This is a genomic window from Bradyrhizobium sp. CCBAU 45389, assembly GCF_028128625.1.
Taxonomy (GTDB): domain Bacteria; phylum Pseudomonadota; class Alphaproteobacteria; order Rhizobiales; family Xanthobacteraceae; genus Bradyrhizobium; species Bradyrhizobium liaoningense_B.
Genome location: NZ_LBIY01000097.1, coordinates 183,648 through 202,214 on the forward strand (window position 1 = coordinate 183,648; position 18,567 = coordinate 202,214).

At 65.0% G+C, this 18,567-nt stretch carries 19 protein-coding genes; 6 read left to right on the forward strand and 13 right to left on the reverse strand.

What is annotated here, in order from left to right; genetic code table 11:
• Window positions 1–147: 147 nt before the first annotated feature.
• From XH79_RS33725 to XH79_RS33755, 7 genes are all read right to left on the reverse strand, one after another.
• Window positions 148–906 (reverse strand): SDR family oxidoreductase, encoded by a 759-nt coding sequence (locus tag XH79_RS33725; protein ID WP_271584472.1) that lies wholly within the window; start codon window positions 904–906, stop codon window positions 148–150.
• Between the two features lie 26 nt (window positions 907–932).
• On the reverse strand, window positions 933–1,691 hold the full coding sequence (locus XH79_RS33730) for a proteasome-type protease (RefSeq protein ID WP_057740901.1): 759 nt from the start codon (window positions 1,689–1,691) through the stop codon (window positions 933–935).
• A 147-nt stretch (window positions 1,692–1,838) separates the two neighbouring features.
• Window positions 1,839–2,246: a carboxymuconolactone decarboxylase family protein gene (locus XH79_RS33735; protein WP_271584473.1), complete on the reverse strand. Its 408-nt coding sequence runs from the start codon at window positions 2,244–2,246 to the stop codon at window positions 1,839–1,841.
• 53 nt (window positions 2,247–2,299) lie between these two features.
• A complete protein-coding gene (locus XH79_RS33740) occupies window positions 2,300–3,496 on the reverse strand; it encodes an acyl-CoA dehydrogenase family protein (RefSeq protein ID WP_271584474.1) in 1,197 nt (398 codons plus the stop codon).
• A gap of 103 nt (window positions 3,497–3,599) precedes the next feature.
• Window positions 3,600–4,448 (reverse strand): transglutaminase family protein, encoded by an 849-nt coding sequence (locus XH79_RS33745; RefSeq protein ID WP_271584475.1) that lies wholly within the window; start codon window positions 4,446–4,448, stop codon window positions 3,600–3,602.
• Between the two features lie 105 nt (window positions 4,449–4,553).
• The gene (locus XH79_RS33750; RefSeq protein WP_080134268.1) at window positions 4,554–5,498 is read right to left on the reverse strand and encodes an alpha-E domain-containing protein; all 945 of its coding nucleotides are present in this window, start codon (window positions 5,496–5,498) and stop codon (window positions 4,554–4,556) included.
• Between the two features lie 4 nt (window positions 5,499–5,502).
• Window positions 5,503–6,921: a circularly permuted type 2 ATP-grasp protein gene (locus tag XH79_RS33755; protein ID WP_212343252.1), complete on the reverse strand. Its 1,419-nt coding sequence runs from the start codon at window positions 6,919–6,921 to the stop codon at window positions 5,503–5,505.
• Window positions 6,922–7,142: 221 nt separating this feature from the next.
• Between XH79_RS33755 and XH79_RS33760 the strand changes: the two genes are divergently transcribed.
• The 3 genes from XH79_RS33760 to XH79_RS33770 all read left to right on the forward strand — a co-directional run bounded on the left by XH79_RS33760 (window position 7,143) and on the right by XH79_RS33770 (window position 9,228).
• Entirely contained in the window at window positions 7,143–7,880 is a 738-nt protein-coding gene (locus XH79_RS33760; RefSeq protein ID WP_212343253.1) for a competence/damage-inducible protein A, read from the forward strand.
• Window positions 7,881–7,916: 36 nt separating this feature from the next.
• On the forward strand, window positions 7,917–8,444 hold the full coding sequence (gene gpt / locus XH79_RS33765; RefSeq protein ID WP_212343254.1) for a xanthine phosphoribosyltransferase: 528 nt from the start codon (window positions 7,917–7,919) through the stop codon (window positions 8,442–8,444).
• Window positions 8,445–8,610: 166 nt separating this feature from the next.
• Complete coding sequence (locus tag XH79_RS33770) at window positions 8,611–9,228, forward strand: hypothetical protein (protein ID WP_271584476.1); 618 nt, start codon at window positions 8,611–8,613, stop codon at window positions 9,226–9,228.
• Here the strand turns inward: XH79_RS33770 and XH79_RS33775 are convergent.
• Entirely contained in the window at window positions 9,225–9,458 is a 234-nt protein-coding gene (locus XH79_RS33775; protein WP_271584477.1) for a hypothetical protein, read from the reverse strand. The two genes, XH79_RS33770 and XH79_RS33775, sit on opposite strands and share 4 nt — an antisense overlap.
• Complete coding sequence (locus XH79_RS33780) at window positions 9,455–10,477, reverse strand: methionine synthase (protein ID WP_271584478.1); 1,023 nt, start codon at window positions 10,475–10,477, stop codon at window positions 9,455–9,457. The genes XH79_RS33775 and XH79_RS33780 overlap by 4 nt, the downstream gene beginning before the upstream one ends.
• A gap of 133 nt (window positions 10,478–10,610) precedes the next feature.
• Here XH79_RS33780 and XH79_RS33785 point away from each other — a divergent pair, with 133 nt between their 5' ends.
• From XH79_RS33785 to XH79_RS33795, 3 genes are all read left to right on the forward strand, one after another.
• Window positions 10,611–11,312 carry a glutathione S-transferase N-terminal domain-containing protein gene (locus tag XH79_RS33785; RefSeq protein WP_271584479.1) on the forward strand — a complete coding sequence of 234 codons (702 nt, stop codon included), beginning with the start codon at window positions 10,611–10,613 and terminating at the stop codon, window positions 11,310–11,312.
• 134 nt (window positions 11,313–11,446) lie between these two features.
• On the forward strand, window positions 11,447–12,055 hold the full coding sequence (locus XH79_RS33790) for a 2-hydroxychromene-2-carboxylate isomerase (protein WP_212343258.1): 609 nt from the start codon (window positions 11,447–11,449) through the stop codon (window positions 12,053–12,055).
• The gene (locus XH79_RS33795) at window positions 12,055–13,032 is read left to right on the forward strand and encodes an NADPH:quinone oxidoreductase family protein (RefSeq protein WP_271584480.1); all 978 of its coding nucleotides are present in this window, start codon (window positions 12,055–12,057) and stop codon (window positions 13,030–13,032) included. Before XH79_RS33790 ends, XH79_RS33795 begins: the two co-directional genes overlap by 1 nt.
• Window positions 13,033–13,152: 120 nt before the next feature.
• Here the strand turns inward: XH79_RS33795 and XH79_RS33800 are convergent, their stop codons facing one another.
• The 4 genes from XH79_RS33800 to XH79_RS33815 form a co-directional block, all read right to left on the reverse strand.
• Window positions 13,153–14,043, reverse strand: coding sequence for a crotonase/enoyl-CoA hydratase family protein (locus XH79_RS33800; RefSeq protein WP_271584481.1), 891 nt, complete (start codon window positions 14,041–14,043; stop codon window positions 13,153–13,155).
• 158 nt (window positions 14,044–14,201) lie between these two features.
• Entirely contained in the window at window positions 14,202–15,623 is a 1,422-nt protein-coding gene (locus tag XH79_RS33805) for an amidase (RefSeq protein WP_212343261.1), read from the reverse strand.
• Window positions 15,624–15,625: 2 nt separating this feature from the next.
• On the reverse strand, window positions 15,626–16,789 hold the full coding sequence (locus XH79_RS33810; RefSeq protein WP_212343262.1) for a M20 aminoacylase family protein: 1,164 nt from the start codon (window positions 16,787–16,789) through the stop codon (window positions 15,626–15,628).
• A 13-nt stretch (window positions 16,790–16,802) separates the two neighbouring features.
• Window positions 16,803–18,308: a M81 family metallopeptidase gene (locus tag XH79_RS33815; RefSeq protein ID WP_212343263.1), complete on the reverse strand. Its 1,506-nt coding sequence runs from the start codon at window positions 18,306–18,308 to the stop codon at window positions 16,803–16,805.
• Window positions 18,309–18,567: the final 259 nt, after the last annotated feature.

Here is an 18,567-nt window from a genome sequence, read left to right on the forward strand (position 1 = left end):
GCGGAGGCGCCTGGATTGCTTCGCTGCGCTCGCAATGACGATTGTGGAGGCAGCTCGGGGATTTAGCCGACGTCACCCTGCTGGACGAAGGCAGGCCACAACCCCATGCCGCCTACTGTGCATGGGGTTGTTTTCGCAGTTTTTTGTTCAGCCCCGTCCGACGAACGGCATCTTGGTGGCCATCACCGTCATGGTCAGCACGTTGGCATCGAGCGGCAGGCCGGCCATGTAGGCGACGGCGTCGCCGACCGCCTTGGCGTCCATGCGCGGCTCGTGCTTGGTGGTGCCGTCGGGCTGCAGCACGCCGGGGCCGTTGACCATACGATCGGTCATCGGGGTCGCGGCATTGCCGATGTCGACCTGGCCGACCGCGATGTCATACATGCGGCCGTCGAGATTGCTGGCCTTGGTGAGGCCGGTGATGGCGTGCTTGGTCGAGGTGTAGGCCGCCGAGAACGGCCGCGGCGCATGCGCCGAGATCGAGCCGTTGTTGATGATGCGGCCGCCGCGCGGGGTCTGGTCCTTCATGATCCGGAAGGCGTGCTGGGTGCACAGGAACGGGCCGGTGAGGTTGGTGTTCACCACCGCCTGCCACTGCTCGAGACTGAGGTCCTCGAAGTTCACGGCGGGCGCGCCCATGCCGGCATTGTTGAAGAGCACGTCGAGGCGGCCATAGGTCGCCTTCACCTTGTCGAACAGCGCGGCAATCGAGTCCGGCTTGGTCATGTCGGCGGTGACGCACAGGCTCTTGCCCGCGGAGCCGAGCTTCGCGGTCTCCTCGAGCATTTCCATGCGGCGCCCGACCAGCACCACGGTGAAGCCGGCGTTCATCAGCGCCAGCGACGCCGCGCGCCCGACACCGGTGCCGGCGCCCGTCACCACTGCGATCTTTTTCGGGTCACTCATCGTTTCCTGCCTTTTCTCTTGAGCTGTCAGGTTTTGGGTTCTTTTTCGTTCTTGTAGGGCGGCCGCGGGATGTTCTGGTGCGCCGCGCGCAGCGCCGCCGACCAGCGCGAGCGCAGATCGTGGAAATAGGGCTCGCCCGCCTCGATGCGGTGATTGAGATCGGCCTCGCAGGCGTCCGTGCGCACCACCAGCACGTCGATCGGCAGGCCGACGCCGAGATTGGACCGCATGGTCGAGTCCATCGAGATCAGGCCGGTCTTCAGCGCCTCGTAGAGCTCGACGTCGTAATGCATGGCGCGGTCGAGCACCGGCTTGCCGTATTTGTGTTCGCCGATCTGCAGGTAGGGCGTGTCGGTGGTGCATTCGATGAAATTGCCGGCGGTGTAGACCATGAACAGGCGCATGCGCGCGCCCTTGATCTGGCCGCCGAACAGGAAGGAGACGTCGAAGGAGACGTCCTCGGACTTCAGCGCGGGCCCTTCGGTCGCATGCACGGCCCGGATCGCCCGGCCGATGCGCTGGGCGGCCTGGAACATGGTCGGCGCGTTCATCAGCGTCTCGATCTCGCCCGTGTTGGGGTCTTCGAGGCCCTCGGTCAGCGTCGACAGCACCGACTGGCTGATGGCGAGGTTGCCGGCGCTGGCGATCGCCATGATGCGGTCGCCGGGCTTGGAGAAGATATGCAGCTTGCGGAAGGTCGAGACGTTGTCGAGACCGGCATTGGTGCGGGTATCGGCGATCATCACCAGACCGTCCCGAACCAGGATTCCGCAGCAATAGGTCATTTCCAGTCCCCGAACGCGTTTGCGCGGAATTACTAGCGAATTTCAGGGAGGCATGAAACCCCCGATTCCCGCGGGGGAAGGCTGTCATTCCTGGCTCGCGACTTGGTCGCGCCCCGGAATGACGGGGAAGCCCTACCGCTGCCCGCCTCAATCCGCGGCGTCGACGAGAAAGGCCGCGTCGACGGGGACGCCGAGCGCGGTGACCAGCCGGTTCGTCTCCGCGGCCATGCCGACGATGGCAAGCAGCTCGCCATATTCGGCCGCGGTCATGCCCTTGGCCCGGGCGCTCGCGGTGTGCGAATGGATGCAATAGCTGCAACCATGCGCGATCGAGACCGCGACATAGAGCATTTCCTTGACCTTGGGATCGAGCGCCCCTGGCGCCATCACCTCCTTGAGGCTTTCCCAGGTCCGCCGCAGCGTCTTCGGATCATGCGCCAGCGCGCGCCAGAAATTGTTGACGAAATCCGATTGCCGCACCTTGCGGATGTCGTCGAAAACGGCGCGCGCTTCGGTGGAGAGCTCGTCGTCCGAAAGCAGTTTTACAGTTGCCATGAGGGCCTCGCGGGGTCGGGTTTGATCCCGCGAGCGTAGCACGGCTGATACGTTCAGGCGGCATCCTCAGCCGAGCGGCGCAAGGCCAGCCTGCCGACGTCGACATATTGCCTCTGCTGGGCGTGGGCGTGCTGGGCTGCGACGTGAAGGTCGCGCAGGCGCCGCTGCAGCGGCGAGCTGTCGTAGACCGCACTGCTTCCGGCCAGCGCAAAGCAGGCATCCGCGATGCCGACGCAGGTCGTGGCGAGCCAGGTCGCAGATTGAGCGCCCTCGATGATGAGATCTTCGTCGTTCAGCGTGCCGGCCAGCGCACGCCGCCAGTGGCTCGCGACCTGGACCTCGTGAATGGCCTGCGCGGCCCTAAGGCTCGCGGAAATCCGGCCGAGCTCGTACTGGAAGGTCTCGGATTCCCGCATCGGGACGGCCGCATATAATTGCTGCCGCCCGGTGTGTGCCAGCGCGAGCAGGTCATCGACCACGCCTTCGGCAAGACCCACCGAGAATGCGCCATGCGCCACTGGCAGCCATTGCCGCAATACCTGATAGAGCGGACCGGACATGCGAGGGGGAGTCTCGAGATCGAAGACATTGGTTTCGGGAACCAGCCTCTCCCGTAGCGCGATGTGATGGCTGCCGGTGCCCTTGAGCCCGGCCGCGTGCCAGGTATCCTCGAGGTCCCATTCGCGCGCCGGCAAGGCGACGGCGCCAATTTGAGGCTTGCCGTGCGGGCCGGGGACCGGCTTGCCATTCTCGGTGACGATGCAGAATCCGCCGATCCAGTCGGCATGCATGCAGGAGCTGGCGAACGGCCAGCGGCCCTTGACGCGATAGCCGCCCGACACGCGCTCCGCCGTGCCTGCCGGCTGGGACGAGCCGCAGATCGCGACGTCAGGACCGTCCTGATACATTTGCTGATACAGTTCAGGGCGTGCCGCCGCAGCGAACAGGCTGCCGACGCCGGCGACGATCGTGGTCCAGCCGACGGAGCCGTCGAGACGGGTCAGTGCCTTGACGACCTCCAGGCCATCAGGAAAATCGAGCTCCAGTCCGCCGTGGCTCCGCGGGACGAACATGCGAAAGATCCCGATCGATCGCAGCCGTTCCACGAGGTCGGGCGGGATGCGGCGTGCAGCTTCGATCTCGGCGGCGCGCGCCTTGATCTCGGGAGCCAGCTCCTGGATGCCCACAAGCATGGCCTTGTGGGGATGGCGCAGTGCGAAGTGATCGCTGAGTCTTTCTTGAAGCCGCATCTGTCTCAACCTCTGTTGCGGAAACGGATCGCAACAAGAATTGGATGGACCGTGCTACGGCGCGGTTTCAGCGCGGCGGTCGTCGGTTACGGCTGTAACGTCGCTAGCCCTGCCGCTGGGACTGCGACTGCGATTGTCCGCCGCGGCCGGCCTGCTCGACCTTGACCGCGACCGTCAGCGTCTCCGCCCCGCCGCCATAGCGGGTGCCGCGCACGGGGGCGGCGCCGAGATAGTCGAGCCCGATGGCGACACGCACATGGGCATCGGTGGTGCAGATGCAGTTCGCGGGATCGAAGCCGACCCAGCCGAGATCGGGGACATACGCCTCCGCCCAGGCGTGGCCGGCATCCTGGTGCACCGTGCCGTCGGAGCGCAAAAAGTGGCCGGAGACGAAGCGCGCGGGCACGCCGCCGGTGCGGGCGCAGGCGATGAAGATGTGCGCATAGTCCTGGCAGACGCCGCGCTTGAGCGTGAACGCTTCCGCCGCCGAGGTGCCGCTGTTGGTGGGGTCCTCGTCGAAGGTCATGTGGTCGCTGATCTCGCTCATCAGCGCGTGCAGGAAGCCGAGCGTGTCGCTCTCGGCCTCGCTGCGGAGCTGCCGTGCGACGGCCGCCATCGCCGGATTGACGGTGGTGAGATCGGTGGGACGCAAGAACATGCCGGCCGGAAAGCGCTCGTCGGCGCCGCGCAGCACGCCGCCGGTGTCGTGGGTCTCGATCAGCCCTTCGGCGGTGATCTTGATGTCGCCTACGGGACCGCAGGACAGCACATGGGTGACGTTGCCGAAGGCGTCCTCATGGGTGTCGAGCTTGGTGTCCGTGGAGACGTCGATCTGCCACTCCGCCACATACTGTCCGTCATGGCTGCACGGCGTCATGCGCAGAATCTGGATCACGCTGGTGGCCGGCGGCTCGTAGCGATAGGTCGTGGTGTGCTGGATTCGCAGGCGCATGGTGGACCATTGTTCTGGCGTCATTCCGGGGCGGTGCGCAGCACCGAGCCCGGAATCTCGAGATTCCGGGTTCGCCCTTTGGGCGCCCCGGAATGACGGCGTGTATCAGATCAAATACTGCTTCGTGATGATTTCGCCCAGTCTGGAATTGTCGGCGATGAATTCCTGAATGAATTCATGCACGCCATGCTGGAAAATGTCGTTCATATTGCTGTGTTCCAGCCGGTTGCGGATGCCGCGGGCGTGGCGCTGGGCCGGGCCCTGGCGGCCATAGGCGACGCCGATCTGGTCGAGATTGCGCACGAGATTGCCGTAGCAGCTGGCGAGCGAGCGCGGCAGCGTGTCGTTGAGGATCAGGAGATCCGCGATCAGCCACGGCTTCAGCGTCTCGCGATAGACCCAGTGATAGGCCGTCAGCGCCGAGACCGAGCGCAGGATCGAGCTCCACTGATAGAAGTCGAGCGGGCCGCCGACATGCTCTTCCTCGGGGAGCAGTACATGGTACTTCACGTCGAGGATGCGGGCGGTGTTGTCGGCGCGCTCGAGGTGCACGCCCATGCGCGAGAACCAGTAGGCGTCGTTGCGCAGCATGGTCCGGTAGGCCGAGCCGTCGAAGCGCAGCGAGGTCTCCTGCACGAAGCGCAGGAATTTTGCGAGGTCCTCGCGCGTCGAGGTGCCCTTGCTCCAGACCGCCTGGAGCTCGATCCAGGCCGAGTTGATGGTGTCCCACATCTCGCTGGTGAGCGCGGTGCGCACCGAGCGCGAGTTCAGCCGCGCCGCCTCGATGCAGTTCCGGATCGAGGAGGGGTTGTTCGGCGAGAAGGACAGATATTCGACGACGTTGTGCTCGTTGGCTTCCTCATAGGTCTGATAGAAGCTCGCGGCGACACCGGCGGTGAGCAGCGCCGAGTCCCATTCATTGGTCTTGCCGATATAGGCGGCAGGAAGCGCGGTGACGCGCAGCGTCGCATCGATGGTGCGCGCGAGATATTCGGCCCGTTCGACGTAGCGGGCGAGCCAGTAGAGGTTTTCGGCGGTACGCGACAGCATCTCTCTACTCGTCCAGAATCCAGGTGTCTTTGGTGCCGCCGCCCTGGCTCGAATTGACCACCAGGGAGCCTTCCTTCAGCGCGACGCGGGTGAGGCCGCCCGGCACGATCGTGGTGCTCTTGCTGCCGGTGAGGACGAAGGGGCGAAGGTCGACGTGGCGCGGGGCAAGGCCGCTTGCGGTGCAGGTCGGACAGGTCGAGAGCGCCAGCGTCGGCTGGGCGATAAAACCTTCCGGCTCGCGCTTGAGCTTTTCGCGGAAGGCTTCGATGGTCGCTTTCGTCGCTGCGGGGCCGATCAGCATGCCGTAGCCGCCGGAGCCGTGCACTTCCTTGACGACGAGCTCGCTCAGATTGTCCAGCACGTAAGCGAGGTCCTTCGGCTCGCGGCAGCGCCAAGTCGGCACGTTCTTCAGGATCGGCTCCTCGCCGAGATAGAATTTCACGATATCAGGCATGTAGGAGTAGATCGCCTTGTCGTCGGCGATGCCGGTGCCGACGGCATTGGCGAGCGTGATGTTGCCGGCCGCATAGGCCGACATCAGTCCGGGCACACCGAGCACGGAATCGGGACGGAAGGTGAGGGGATCGAGGAAGTCGTCGTCGACGCGGCGGTAGATCACGTCGACCCGCTTCACGCCCTCGGTTGTCCGCATGAACACTTCGTTGTTCTTGACGATGAGGTCGCGGCCCTCGACCAGCTCGATACCAAGCTTGTCGGCCAGGAACGAGTGCTCGTAATAGGCGGAGTTATAGACACCTGGCGTGAGCAGGGCGACCGTCGGCTCGCCCGAGGCGCTTTGCGGCGCGACCGAGCGCAAGGCCGCGAGCAGCTCGTCCGGATAGCGCTCGACCGGCGCCACCCTGTGGCGGGCGAACAGGTCCGGAAACAGCCGCATCATGATCTCGCGGTTTTCCAGCATGTAGGACACGCCCGAGGGCGTGCGCGCATTGTCCTCCAGCACGATGAAGTCCTCGGCGTCGACCCGGACGATGTCGATGCCCGCGATGTGCACGTAGACGTCGTGCGGCACCTGCTGGCCATTCATCTCGGGGCGGAAGACCGGGTTCTGGAAGATAAGATCGTCGGGCACGATCTCGGCGCGGAGGACCTCGCGGCCGTGATAGATGTCGCGCAGGAACATGTTGAGTGCGCGCACGCGCTGCTTCAGGCCCTTCTCCAGCAGCGCCCATTCCTTGCCGGACATGATTCTGGGGATCACGTCGAACGGGATCAGGCGCTCGGTGGATTCGGAATCGCCATAGACCGCGAAGGTGATGCCGATCCGGCGAAACAGGAGCTCGGCTTCCTGGCGGCGATATTCGAGCGCCTCGGGAGGCGTCTCCTTGAGCCAGCGTGCCAGCTCCTGATAGGCGGGGCGAAGGTCCCCGCCGGGAATATTCATTTCATCAAACGCGACTGCCATAGATCCCGACTTGTCTCCCTGGCCATGCGGCAAGAGTGCATGACTTTCATGTGGTAGCAAGGGCCGGGCCAGCGCGATAAGCATGGACTGGCAGGATTTACCGGGGACGACCGGCGGCTTGCCTGAAAAAATGGCTGAGGACTGCTTATTTCGGCAGCAAAACCGCGTGACTTCAACGCGTTACCTCGGCAAAGTCGGGCCACAGGTGAGGGACAGAGTTTATGAGCGAGATCGTCACGGCAGGCATTCTGGTCATCGGGGATGAAATCCTGTCCGGCCGGACCAAGGACAAGAATATCGGCTTCATCGCCGAATACCTGACCAATATCGGCATCGACCTGAAGGAAGTGCGGGTCGTCTCCGACGACGAGCCCGACATCATCGCTGCGTTGGATGCACTGCGGCATCGCTACACCTACGTCTTCACCACCGGCGGCATCGGGCCGACCCATGACGACATCACCGCCGACAGCGTTGCCAAGGCCTTCGGCGTCGGCATCGATCATCATCCGGAGGTGGTCGCTCGCTTCCGCGAGCGCTGGAGCGAGCAGGACCTCAACGAGGCCCGCCTGCGCATGGCCCGCATCCCCGACGGCGCCGAGCTGATTCAGAGCGCGACCATCCTCGCCCCCGGCTTCAAGATCGGCAATGTCATCGTGATGGCGGGCGTGCCCTCGATCATGCAGGCGATGATGGACATCGTCTCGCCCAAGCTGAAATCCGGCGTGCGCATGCTCTCCGAATCGGTTCGCGCCAACGCCCGTGAGGGTGACATCGGCAGCCCGCTGCGGGCGATCGCGGCCGCCCATCCCGACACCATCATCGGCAGCTATCCCTTCATGGACGAGGAGCAGAAGCCGAACACCAACCTCGTCGTGCGCTCGCGCGACCCGGAGAAGCTGGCGGCGGCGATGGGGGCGGTGAAGGAAATGCTGGCGGGATTGAACATCACCCGCTAGCAGAGTGTTTGCCGGCAGACGAAGCAGGAGACGACAATGGCTGGTGAAGCACCGGAACTGAGCGCGCAGGAGCGGGCGGGCAAGGCATTTCCGGTCTCGTGGGACCAGTTCCACCGGGATTGCCGGGCGCTGACCTGGCGGCTCAACGAGGTCGGCCCGTTCCATGCGGTGATCGCGATCACCCGCGGCGGCCTGGTGCCGGCCGCGATCGTCGCGCGCGAGCTCGGCGTGCGCGTGATCGATACGGTCTGCATCGCCAGCTACGACCACAACAAGCAGGGCGAGCTGCAGGTTCTCAAGGGCATCTCCGAGGCTGCCATGAAGCTCGGCAACGGTACCGGCAAGGGCCTCCTGATCGTCGACGACCTCGTCGACACCGGCAAGACCGGCAAGCTGGTGCGCGAGATGCTGCCGGATGCGCATTTCGCTACCGTCTATGCCAAGCCGATGGGACGCCCGCTGGTCGACACCTTCATCACCGAGGTCTCGCAGGATACCTGGATCTTCTTCCCCTGGGACACCGCGCTGTCCTACCACCCGCCGCTGCGCGACGGGGCGGCGTGATCTTTGTTCACCTCGCCCCGCTTGCGGGGAGAGGTCGGATTGCATCGGAGATGCAATCCGGGTGAGGGGGAGCTTCCGCGAGTCCGTCTCTCACCTTATTTGTGGAGGCAGCCCCTCACCCCAACCCTCTCTCCGTAAGAACGGGGAGAGGGAGTGAACTCGCACCATGTCCCTGCAAAACCGCGTCACACCAACCGGCGAGATCATCGCGACGCCGCATCGCGGCATGTTTACCGGCAACCGCGGCATCATCCACGATCCCGCGACCAAGACGCTTCTGAACAAGCGCTGGTCGACGCCGGCCTGGATCACCTGCCTGTGCGAATTCCGCGGCTGGCGGCGGTCGGTGATGGCGCGTCGCAGCTGGACCGAGCTGTTCTTCCTCGATGAAGCCGCCGCCTTTGCGGCGGGACACCGGCCCTGCTTCTTCTGCCGGCGCGACGATGCCAGGCGTTTTCGCGCGGCGTGGGAGAAGGGCAATGGCGTGAGCGGCATCAGCGCGAAGGCGATGGATGCCGTCCTGCATCGCGAGCGGCTCGATCGCGGCAAGAAACGGCTGCATGAATTGCCGATGCCGCTCGCGCAATTGCCCGACGGCGCAATGGTGCAGCAAGGTGACGAGAGCTTTCTGGTGACGCAGGGCAGGGCGCTACTATGGTCGTTCGCGGGCTACGCCCCGCATGCGCGCGTCCTCGATCGTCCGATGCTGCTGACGCCGCCGTCCACGCTGCGTGCGATCATCGCCGGATATCAACCGGTGCTGCATCCGACGGCGCGCGGCTAGCGCAGCGGCTTGCCTTCTTCGTCGACGATCATTCGCGCATCGCGCAGCGCCCATTCCCGGATCACCTGGCGGCAGCGGGTCAGCTCGGCTTCGCTTGCGCCATGCGCATCCTTCGACGCCCGTTCGACCACGGCTTTGCAATTGACGAGCACCGAGCGGTCCTCCGCGCGTGCCGGCAACGCGGCGCCCGCCAGCACGGCGACGATGCAGGCGATGCGCACCGCCATCATCCCAGCCTCTCGCGCGCCAGCGCGGCGCCCGCGCCGAGCGCCATCAGCTTGGCTTCGGCGATCTCGCGCCGCATCGGCGCCATGCCGCAATTGGTGGTGGCGATGATGTTGCTCTTGGGGACGAATTTCGACACCGCGTCGATCACCTTGACGACGTCCTCGGCGGTCTCGACCGTATCGCTGGCGACGTCGATGACGCCGGCCTGCACGATCTTGGTCTTCAGCAGCGCGAGCAGGTCCAGCGGCACCTTCGAATTGCGGCACTCGATCGCGACCTGCTGGATCGGGCTCGCATCGATCGCCGGAAAAATCTGCTCGTATTGCCGCCACTGGCTGCCGAGCGTCTCCTTCCAGTCGGTGTTGGCCTTGATGCCGTAGCCGTAGCAGATGTGCACGGCGGTGGTGCAGGTGAGGCCCTCTGCCGCGCGCTCCAGCGCCTTGATACCCCAGTCGTTGACCTCGTCCATGTAGACGTTGAAGGCGGGCTCGTCGAACTGCACGAGATCGACGCCGTCGGCCTGCAACGCCTTGGCTTCCTCGTTGAGCAACTCGGCGAAGGCAAAGGCCATCTTGACGCGATCGCCATAGTAGCGGTCGGCGATGGTGTCGATGATGGTCATCGGGCCGGGCAGGGTGAATTTCAGCTTCTTCTTCGTATGCGTGCGCGCGACGCGCGCCTCGAAGTCATGGACGCGTCCTTTCAGCCGGAGCGGCGCGACCACCTGCGGCACCATCGCCTTGTAGCGGTCCTTGCGGATGCCCATCTCGACCTTGTGGGCGAAATCGATGCCCTCGATCTTCTCCAGGAAGCCGTGCACGAAATGCTGGCGGGCCTGCTCGCCCTCGGTGACGATGTCGATGCCGGCGTCCTCCTGGACCTTCAGCCAGATCAGCGTCGCGTCACGCTTGGCGCGGAGCAGCTCGTCGCCTCCGGACTTCCAGGGCGCCCAGAGCATGTTGGGCTCGGCGAGCCATTCCGGCTTCGGCAGGGAGCCGGCGATCGTGGTTGGAAACAGCATGGCGGCCCTCCCGGCAGGTTCTGTTGCGCCCCTTCCTGCCATGTCCTAACGTCGAGGTACAGAACAACGAAAGTCGCCCTCTATTCCAGCGGCGGCGACAGGGAGCGCCAATGGAAAGGCCAATGGACAGGTCATGATCGACCTCTATTACGCGCCGACGCCGAATGGCTGGAAAATCTCGATCATGCTGGAGGAACTCGGGCTTTCCTACACCGTGAAGCCCGTCAACATCCGCGCCGGCGAGCAGTTCAATCCTGAGTTCTTGGCGATCAGTCCAAACAACCGCATTCCCGCGATCGTCGATCATGAGCCCGCCGACGGCGGCGCGCCGTTCTCGGCGTTCGAGACCGGCGCGATCCTGATTTATCTGGCGGAGAAGACCGGCCGCCTGTTGCCGACGGATCTGCGCGGGCGCTCCACCACGATCCAGTGGGTGATGTGGCAGATGGCGGGCCTCGGGCCCATGCTCGGCCAGCACGGTCATTTCGCGCTCTATGCGGCCGAGAAGATTCCCTACGCGATCGAGCGCTATCGCGACGAGGCGGCGCGGCTCTATGGCGTGCTCGACCGGCAGCTCGACAAGACCGGCGCCTATGTCGCCGGGGACTATTCCATTGCTGATATCGCCTGTTTCCCCTGGACCATGACCCACAAGGCGCAAGGCTTTACGCTCGACGACTATCCGAACGTCAAGCGCTGGTACGCCGAGGTGCGTGCGCGGCCGCAGGTGCAGGCGGGGCTCGCGATCGGAAAATTCGTGAAAGAGCCGTTCGACGAGGAATCACGCAAGATCATGTTCGGCCAGCGTGCGAAGGAAGTGTTGGGAAGGAAGTAGTGCCCGTTCCTCATGGTGAGGAGCGCCGCAGGCGCGTCTCGAACCATGAAGGCCCGACTGTCACCCGTGGCCATCCTTCGAGACGGCCGCTACGCGGCCTCCTCAGGATGAGGTCCGTCAGTAAAGGAAACGCCATGATCGAATTCTTCTTCGACTGTTCCAGCCCCTGGACCTATCTCGCCTTCCACAACATCCAGCCGCTGGCAAAGGAGCTCGGGGCGGAGATCACCTGGCGGCCGATCCTGGTCGGCGGCATCTTCAACACGGTTAATCCGAGCGTCTATGCGCAGCGCGAGACGCCGGTGCCGTTGAAGGCACGCTACATGAAGAAGGATCTCGCGGACTGGGCCCGCTCAGCCGGCCTGTCGATCAAGATGCCGCCGACGGTGTTTCCGGTGAACAGCGTCAAGGCCATGCGCGGCTGTATCTGGCTTGGAAAGGACATGGTGCCGTTCGCGACCGCCGTGTTCGAGACCTATTGGGGCGAGGACAAGGACATCTCGCAGGATGCGGTGCTTGCCGGGATCTGCAGGAAGGTCGGAATCGACGAGCAGAAGTTCTTTGCCGGTATCTCCGAGCAGGGCATCAAGGACCAGCTCAAGGCCAACACCGAAGAAGTCGTGGCGCGCGGCGGCTTCGGCTCGCCGACGATCTTCGTGGGCAAGACCGACATGTATTTCGGCAACGACCGCCTGCCGTTGATCCGCGAGGCACTTGCGCGCAGCAAGGCGAGCGCGGCCTGATGGTGCGCGCTGTCGTCTGCCGCGCGCTCGGTGCGCCCGAGACACTCCGGCTGGAGGAATTTCCGTCGCGCGCCCTGAAGCCGGGCGAGGTTCGTGTTGCCATTCGCGCCGCTGGCTTGAATTTCCCTGATGTGCTGATGGCCGCCGGTGAATATCAGCTCAAGCCCGAGCTGCCGTTCACGCCCGGCATGGAGGCTGCCGGTGACGTCACCGAATTGGGCGCGGAGGCGAGGGGCGTTGCCGTCGGCGACAAGGTCATCGTCAAGATGCGCCATGGCGCCTTTACCGATGAAGCCGTCGTGACGCCGTCGCAGCTCACCCCTAAGCCGTCCACGTTCGACTACGCGGAGGCCGCGACCTATCTCGCCGGCCACGGCACCGCCTATCACGCGCTGATCGATCGCGGCCGGGTCGAGCCGGGCGAGGTACTGCTGGTGCACGGCGCCGGCGGCGGCGTCGGCCTTGCCGCCGTCGAGATCGGCAAGATGCTGGGCGCGACCGTGATCGCAACGGCGTCCAGCGACGAAAAGCTCGCGATCGCGAAGTCGCGCGGCGCCGATCATCTCGTGCGCTACGACCGCGAGCCGTTTCGTGATGCCGTCAAGCGCATCACCGATGGGCGCGGCGCGGATGTCGTGTTCGATCCCGTCGGTGGCCAAGTGTTCGAGGACTCGATGCGCTGCATCGCCTGGGGCGCGCGGCTATTGGTGATCGGTTTTACCGGCGGCATCGGTTCGGCCAAGACCAATCTCTTGCTGATCAAGGGCGCCAGCGTGCTCGGCGTGCGCGCCGGCGAAGCGGTGCGCAAGAACCCCGCGCTCGGCGAGGTGCGCCTGAAGGCGCTCTTGCAATGGGCGGAGGAGGGCAAGCTGCGCCCCAACGTCTCGCACCGCCTGCCGCTGGAGGATTACGCCAAGGCGATGCGGCTATTGATCGACCGCAAGGCGATCGGGCGCGTGGCGCTGGTGATGGAGTGACGGTGCCGTAGTCGCGGTGCCGTAGGGTGGGCAAAGGCGCTCTTGCGCCGTGCCCACCATCCATCGGGAAGCAAAGCAAGAATGGTGGGCACGCTTCGCTTTGCCCACCCTACGAGAGCGTCACTTGTATTCCCGCTCCGTCCACCATGGGAAATAGTCCGGCATGTCTGTCGATACCTTGTTCTTGAACTGCGCAGGCCGCTTCTCCAGGAACGACACCACGCCTTCCTTGACGTCGTCGGAGCGGCCGCGGGCGTAGATGCCGCGGCTGTCGACCTTGTGGGCTTCCATGGGATCGTCGGCGCCCATCATGCGCCACATCATCTGGCGGATCAGCGCCACCGACACCGGCGCGGTCTTGGCGGCGAATTCCTTCGCGAGGGCACGTGCGGTCGGCAAGAGATCATCGGGCGCGACGACCTTGCTGACGAGACGCCCCGCCAGCGCTTCCTGCGCCGGGAAAACGCGGCCCGAATAGCACCATTCCAGCGCCTGCGAGATACCGACGATGCGCGGCAGGAACCAGCTCGAGGCGGCCTCGGGCACGATGCCGCGCTGGGAGAACACGAAGCCGAAGCGCGCGGCATCCGAGGCGATGCGGATGTCCATCGCGAGCTGCATGGTGACGCCGATGCCGACCGCAGGGCCGTTCACCGCGGCGATGACGGGCTTGAGGCATTTGAAGATGCGCAACGTCACCTGGCCGCCGCCGTCGCGCACCTGCGGATCGCTGTAATCGACCTTGCCGTCGGCGAAGCGGTTGACCGGCCCGCGCCGCGCATCGCGATCGAACGTGTCGGCACCGGAAGAAAGATCTGCGCCCGCGCAAAAGCCGCGGCCCGCGCCGGTGACGATGATGGCGCGGACATTGTCGTCCTTGTCGGCGGCGTCGAACGCGGCGATCAGCTCGGCTTGCATCTGCGCATTGAAGGCGTTGAGCTTGTCGGGCCGGTTCAGCGTGATGGTGAGGATCTGTTCGGCGACCTCGTATTTGATCGTCTCATACGCCATGGTGGTTTCCTTCCCTGTCTCTTTGTCGGTCTCTCTAGCACGTCATTCCGGGGCGCGCGAAGCGCGAGCCCGGAATCCATCTTTCCGTACCAGTAGTGCCGATGAATGGATTCCGGGCTTGCGCCAAGAGGGCGCAACCCGGAATGACTGAATTCAAGCTACTTCGCCGGCGGCTTGGGCCAGGGCCGCTGCGCGCCGCGCAGGCCCTCAAACGCCTTGGCCATGCCGAGCACGCCGATATCGTCGAAGCGGCGGCCGACGATCTGCACGCCGATGGGAAAACCCTTGGCGTCGAAGCCGCCATTGATCGAGACGGCCGGATTCTCCGACATATTCCACGGCACGGTATAGGCGATGTGCTCGAACGGCTTCATGGGATCGTTGGTGGGCGAGGCCCAGTCTGCGGGATAGTTGACGTTGGGTGCGGTCGGCGAGATCACATAGTCGAGCTCGCAGAACAGCTTTGACGCGGCCGCGCGGATCGCCATGGTCTGGTTGAAGCCCCGGATGACGTCGACACCCGAGAGCTTCGCGCCGGACTCGCCCCATTTGAAGATATAGGGCAGCACCTTTGCCTGTTCGGCCGGCGTCAGCTTGGACAGATCGTCCCACATCCGCGCGCGCCAGAAATTGTCGAGGCCGTCGAGCATCTCGCGGGTGAGGATGCCGTCGACTTCCGTCACGACGCTACCTGCGGATTCAAACGCTTTCGCGGCCTTCACCGCGACGTCGCGCACCGGCTTCTCCAGCGCCAGGCCGCAGCCGGGATCGAGCATCAGGCCGATGCGCAGTTTTCGCGGGGACTTTTCCAGTCCCTTCCAGTTGAGTGGCTCGGCGGGCAGGCTCATGCCGTCGCGCCGGTCGGGCTTTGCGATCGCGCTCATCATCAGCGCGCAATCGTCGACGGTGCGGGTCATGGGACCCGCTACGCGACCGACATAGACGGGATCGATCGGCACGCGGCCAAAACTCGGCTTCAGGCCGACGAGGCCGCACCAGCCCGCAGGCAGACGGACCGAGCCACCGATATCGGTGCCGAGGTGCAGCGGGCCATAACCAGCCGCCGCAGCGGCGCCGGCGCCCGCGCTGGAGCCGCCGGGGTTCTTGGCGAGATCCCAGGGATTGCGTGCGAGCGCGTGGAAAGAGGAGAGCCCGGAGGACAGCATGCCGTAATCGGGCATGGTGGTCTTGGCGAAGATGACCGCGCCGGCTTCGCGCAGCCGCGCGGCGGGCGGAGCGTCCTTCTCGGCCGGCACGAGCTTGACGCTGGCCGCGCCCAGCGGCACCGGCACGCCCTTGGTCGCGATGTTGTCCTTCACCGTGACAGGCACGCCGTCGAGCGCGCCTGACGGCTCGCCCCCGCTCCAGCGCGCGGTCGAGGCCTTGGCGGCCTCGCGCGCGCTGTCGGGATCGAATGCATAGAGCGCCTTGAGGTGCGGTTCCCACGCCGCGACATGCGCGAGCACGTCCTCCAGCACCTCGCTCGGCGAGAATTGCTTGGCGCGATAGCCCGCGATCAGGTCGACCGCGGACAGATCGTGCAGCGAGGTGACCGTCTCCTCGGCGCTCTTTTTCTGCATTGCTAGCCCACCGGCATGCGCGTTTCGATGATCCGAGCGAACATGCTGGCGCCGATCGGCAGGATCTTGTCGTCGAGCACGAAGCCGGGATTGTGCACCGGCACCGAGCCGTCATGGCCGACCCAGAAATAGGCGCCGGGAATGGTCTCCAGCATGTCGGCGAAATCCTCGCTGCCCATCTTCGGCTGGGCGCGGGTGATCACGTTGGCGGGGTCGACGATCGTGCGCGCGACGTCCTCGACCACCTTGGACTGTTCGACCTGGTTGATCAGCACGTTGAAGGTGTCACGGATGTCGACGTCGATCACGCACTGGTAGGCGCTTGCGATGCCGGCGCAGATGGTGCGGATGCGTTCGCTGACCAGGGTGCGAACTTCCTTCGAGAAGGTGCGGATGGTGCCGCACAGATGCGCGTCGCCGGGAATGACGTTGTAGGCGGAGCCGGCGTGGATCTGGGTGATCGACACCACCGCGGCCTGCAGCGGCTCGACGTTGCGGCTGACGATGGTCTGGATCGCCTGCGCCAGCGTGGTTGCGATGATCACCGCATCCTTGGAGCGCTCGGGCATCGCGCCATGCGCGCCGTAGCCCGTGATGCGGAGATCGAAGAAATCGGCGCTGGCCATGGCCGGACCGGGCAGGATCGCGATCTCACCGTGATTGAGGTCGGGCGCGTTGTGCAGGCCGTAGAGCTCGTCGCAGGGAAACTTCTCGAACAGGCCGTCCTTGATCATGGCGCGGGCGCCGCCGAGGCCTTCCTCGGCCGGCTGGAAGATCAGATGCACGGTGCCGTCGAAGTTCCGGGTCTCGGCGAGATAGCGCGCGGTGCCGAGCAGCATGGTGGTGTGGCCGTCATGGCCGCAGCCGTGGAAGCGGCCGGGGATCTTCGAGCTCCACTTCAGATTGGTGTTCTCTTCCATCGGCAACGCATCCATGTCGGCGCGGAGGCCAATGCGCTTGCCGCTCGAACCCTTGCCCTTGATGACGCCGATCACGCCGGTGCCGCCGAGACCGCGATGCACCTCGATGCCCCAGCTCTTCAGCTTGTCGGCGACGATGCCGGAAGTGCGTACTTCCTCGAAGCCGATCTCGGGATGGGCGTGGAGGTCGCGCCTGATAGCGGTGAGTTCGTCGGCATAGCCGTCGATGCGGTCGATGGTGGGCATGGTTCCTGTCCGGTTAGCGTGAAGGAGGGTTGAAAACGGGGCCGTTCGGCTTGATGCGGATGCCCGGACGCAGGCGCGTCCAGGGGAGAGACGCGGTATCGGCCGGCATCGCGCCGGGGGCGGCGCAGATCATCAGCTTTTCCGCGATCGGCTCGAAATCGGCGCGGAAGTGCACCGAGCTCTTGTTGACCAGAATCTTCTCCTGCGTCGGCTCGATGCCGACATAGCGGTACATCGCCTGGTCGGCGAGCTGCGCCTTGTGCGAGGAGACGACGACGCGGACGTCGCCGATACGCAAGGCTGCGGAGGGCCCCATCTCCATCTCGCGGCCGCCGTAGTAAGGACCGGACGCGATGAAGCGGCCGTCGGAGAGTGTTTCGACCACAAACGTCTCGCGATAGGGCTCGTCGCCGGGAATGCCGGACTTGCCGCCGAGCGACAGCGTCACGGTGGCGCCGACGCCGGCTTCGTGCGCGGCCTTCGCCGACTCCGGATCGTAGATGGCGCCGGTCGCGGCGCTGGCCTTGTTGCGCACCAGCGCGCGCAGCATGCCGGTGGTATCGGAATCGCCGCCGGCGCCGGGATTGTCCTGGGTGTCGGCGATGATGATCGGCTTGCTCGCGCTCTTCGAGAGTTCCATCGCATGGCGCACGCCATCGTCGGGCAGCCAGATCTTGCCGTCGAAATCGTTCTCGTGGCTTTCGATCAGCCTGACGATGGCATCGGCCGCACGGTCGGCCTCTTCTTGCGTCTTGCCATAGGCGAACACGCTCGGCCCGCAGTCGCGGAAATCGGCGGCGGGGAAGCCGGGCGCGAAGGAGAGGGTGGGAACAGCATCGTTCTCGAGAGCAGCGAGCTTCTCGTAGATGCCCTTGGTGGGAAAGTCGTTGGTGCATTGCCAGCTGATCGCGATCAGGAACGGCAATTGGCGGAACGACTTTGCAAGGCGCTGCCTGGTCTTCAGCAGCAGCGCGAGATGCTTCGCGCAGGCGCGGCCGGTGTCGGCCATGTCGACATGCGGATAGGTGCGGTAGGCGATCAGCGCGTCCGCATGCTCCATCATTGCAGGCGTGACGTTGGCGTGGAGGTCGAGGCTTGCGACCAGCGGAACATCCTTGCCGATGACGCGGCGCACACGTGCCAAAATCTCGCCTTCGCCGTCGTCGAGATGCTCGGTCACCATCGCACCGTGCAAGTCGAGATAGACCGCATCGATCGGGCCCGCGGCGGCGATGCCATCGATCATGACCTTCACGATGCGCTCGAAGGCATCCTTGGTGACATGCGCCGACGGGCTCGCACCGCAGGCAATGGTCGGAATGAGTTCCCAGCCATTCGCCTCGGCACTGTCGACGAAACCGGCGAGGCCGACATTGATGCGGCGCATCACCTTCAAGACGTCGGCACCTTCAGTCATCGCCGGCCAGCCGCCGCCATGCTGGAAGTCGGCAAAGGTCGCCTTTGTCGGCGCGAAAGTGTTGGTCTCGTGCAGGAAGCCGCCGACGGCGATACGTGTCATTCAACCCAGTCCGGTCAATCAAGAGTGCGCGACGTTAGCCCCGGCTTTGCGAGGAGAGCAAGGCGGGAAGCAATCGCGCCGTGCATAGGGTCAAGACGTTTTGGGAATGCTGCGGGGCGGTGGGCGTTGTGAGCTGCTCCGCCAACCACACCCTCGATGTCGTCCCGGCGAAGGCCGGGACCCATAACCCCAGGGAGAAGTTTGGCGAAGATTGGTCGTTCGGGACTAGCGCCACCCGCGATCGATAAATCACGCGGTA

Coding starts and splice junctions, on each gene's coding strand:
- XH79_RS33725 (WP_271584472.1), bottom strand. CDS start 906: ATGAGTGACCCGAAAAAGATCGCAGTGGTGACGGGCGCCGGCACCGGT.
- XH79_RS33730 (WP_057740901.1), bottom strand. CDS start 1,691: ATGACCTATTGCTGCGGAATCCTGGTTCGGGACGGTCTGGTGATGATC.
- XH79_RS33735 (WP_271584473.1), bottom strand. CDS start 2,246: ATGGCAACTGTAAAACTGCTTTCGGACGACGAGCTCTCCACCGAAGCG.
- XH79_RS33740 (WP_271584474.1), bottom strand. CDS start 3,496: ATGCGGCTTCAAGAAAGACTCAGCGATCACTTCGCACTGCGCCATCCC.
- XH79_RS33745 (WP_271584475.1), bottom strand. CDS start 4,448: ATGCGCCTGCGAATCCAGCACACCACGACCTATCGCTACGAGCCGCCG.
- XH79_RS33750 (WP_080134268.1), bottom strand. CDS start 5,498: ATGCTGTCGCGTACCGCCGAAAACCTCTACTGGCTCGCCCGCTACGTC.
- XH79_RS33755 (WP_212343252.1), bottom strand. CDS start 6,921: ATGGCAGTCGCGTTTGATGAAATGAATATTCCCGGCGGGGACCTTCGC.
- XH79_RS33760 (WP_212343253.1), top strand. CDS start 7,143: ATGAGCGAGATCGTCACGGCAGGCATTCTGGTCATCGGGGATGAAATC.
- gpt (WP_212343254.1), top strand. CDS start 7,917: ATGGCTGGTGAAGCACCGGAACTGAGCGCGCAGGAGCGGGCGGGCAAG.
- XH79_RS33770 (WP_271584476.1), top strand. CDS start 8,611: ATGTCCCTGCAAAACCGCGTCACACCAACCGGCGAGATCATCGCGACG.
- XH79_RS33775 (WP_271584477.1), bottom strand. CDS start 9,458: ATGATGGCGGTGCGCATCGCCTGCATCGTCGCCGTGCTGGCGGGCGCC.
- XH79_RS33780 (WP_271584478.1), bottom strand. CDS start 10,477: ATGCTGTTTCCAACCACGATCGCCGGCTCCCTGCCGAAGCCGGAATGG.
- XH79_RS33785 (WP_271584479.1), top strand. CDS start 10,611: ATGATCGACCTCTATTACGCGCCGACGCCGAATGGCTGGAAAATCTCG.
- XH79_RS33790 (WP_212343258.1), top strand. CDS start 11,447: ATGATCGAATTCTTCTTCGACTGTTCCAGCCCCTGGACCTATCTCGCC.
- XH79_RS33795 (WP_271584480.1), top strand. CDS start 12,055: ATGGTGCGCGCTGTCGTCTGCCGCGCGCTCGGTGCGCCCGAGACACTC.
- XH79_RS33800 (WP_271584481.1), bottom strand. CDS start 14,043: ATGGCGTATGAGACGATCAAATACGAGGTCGCCGAACAGATCCTCACC.
- XH79_RS33805 (WP_212343261.1), bottom strand. CDS start 15,623: ATGCAGAAAAAGAGCGCCGAGGAGACGGTCACCTCGCTGCACGATCTG.
- XH79_RS33810 (WP_212343262.1), bottom strand. CDS start 16,789: ATGCCCACCATCGACCGCATCGACGGCTATGCCGACGAACTCACCGCT.
- XH79_RS33815 (WP_212343263.1), bottom strand. CDS start 18,308: ATGACACGTATCGCCGTCGGCGGCTTCCTGCACGAGACCAACACTTTC.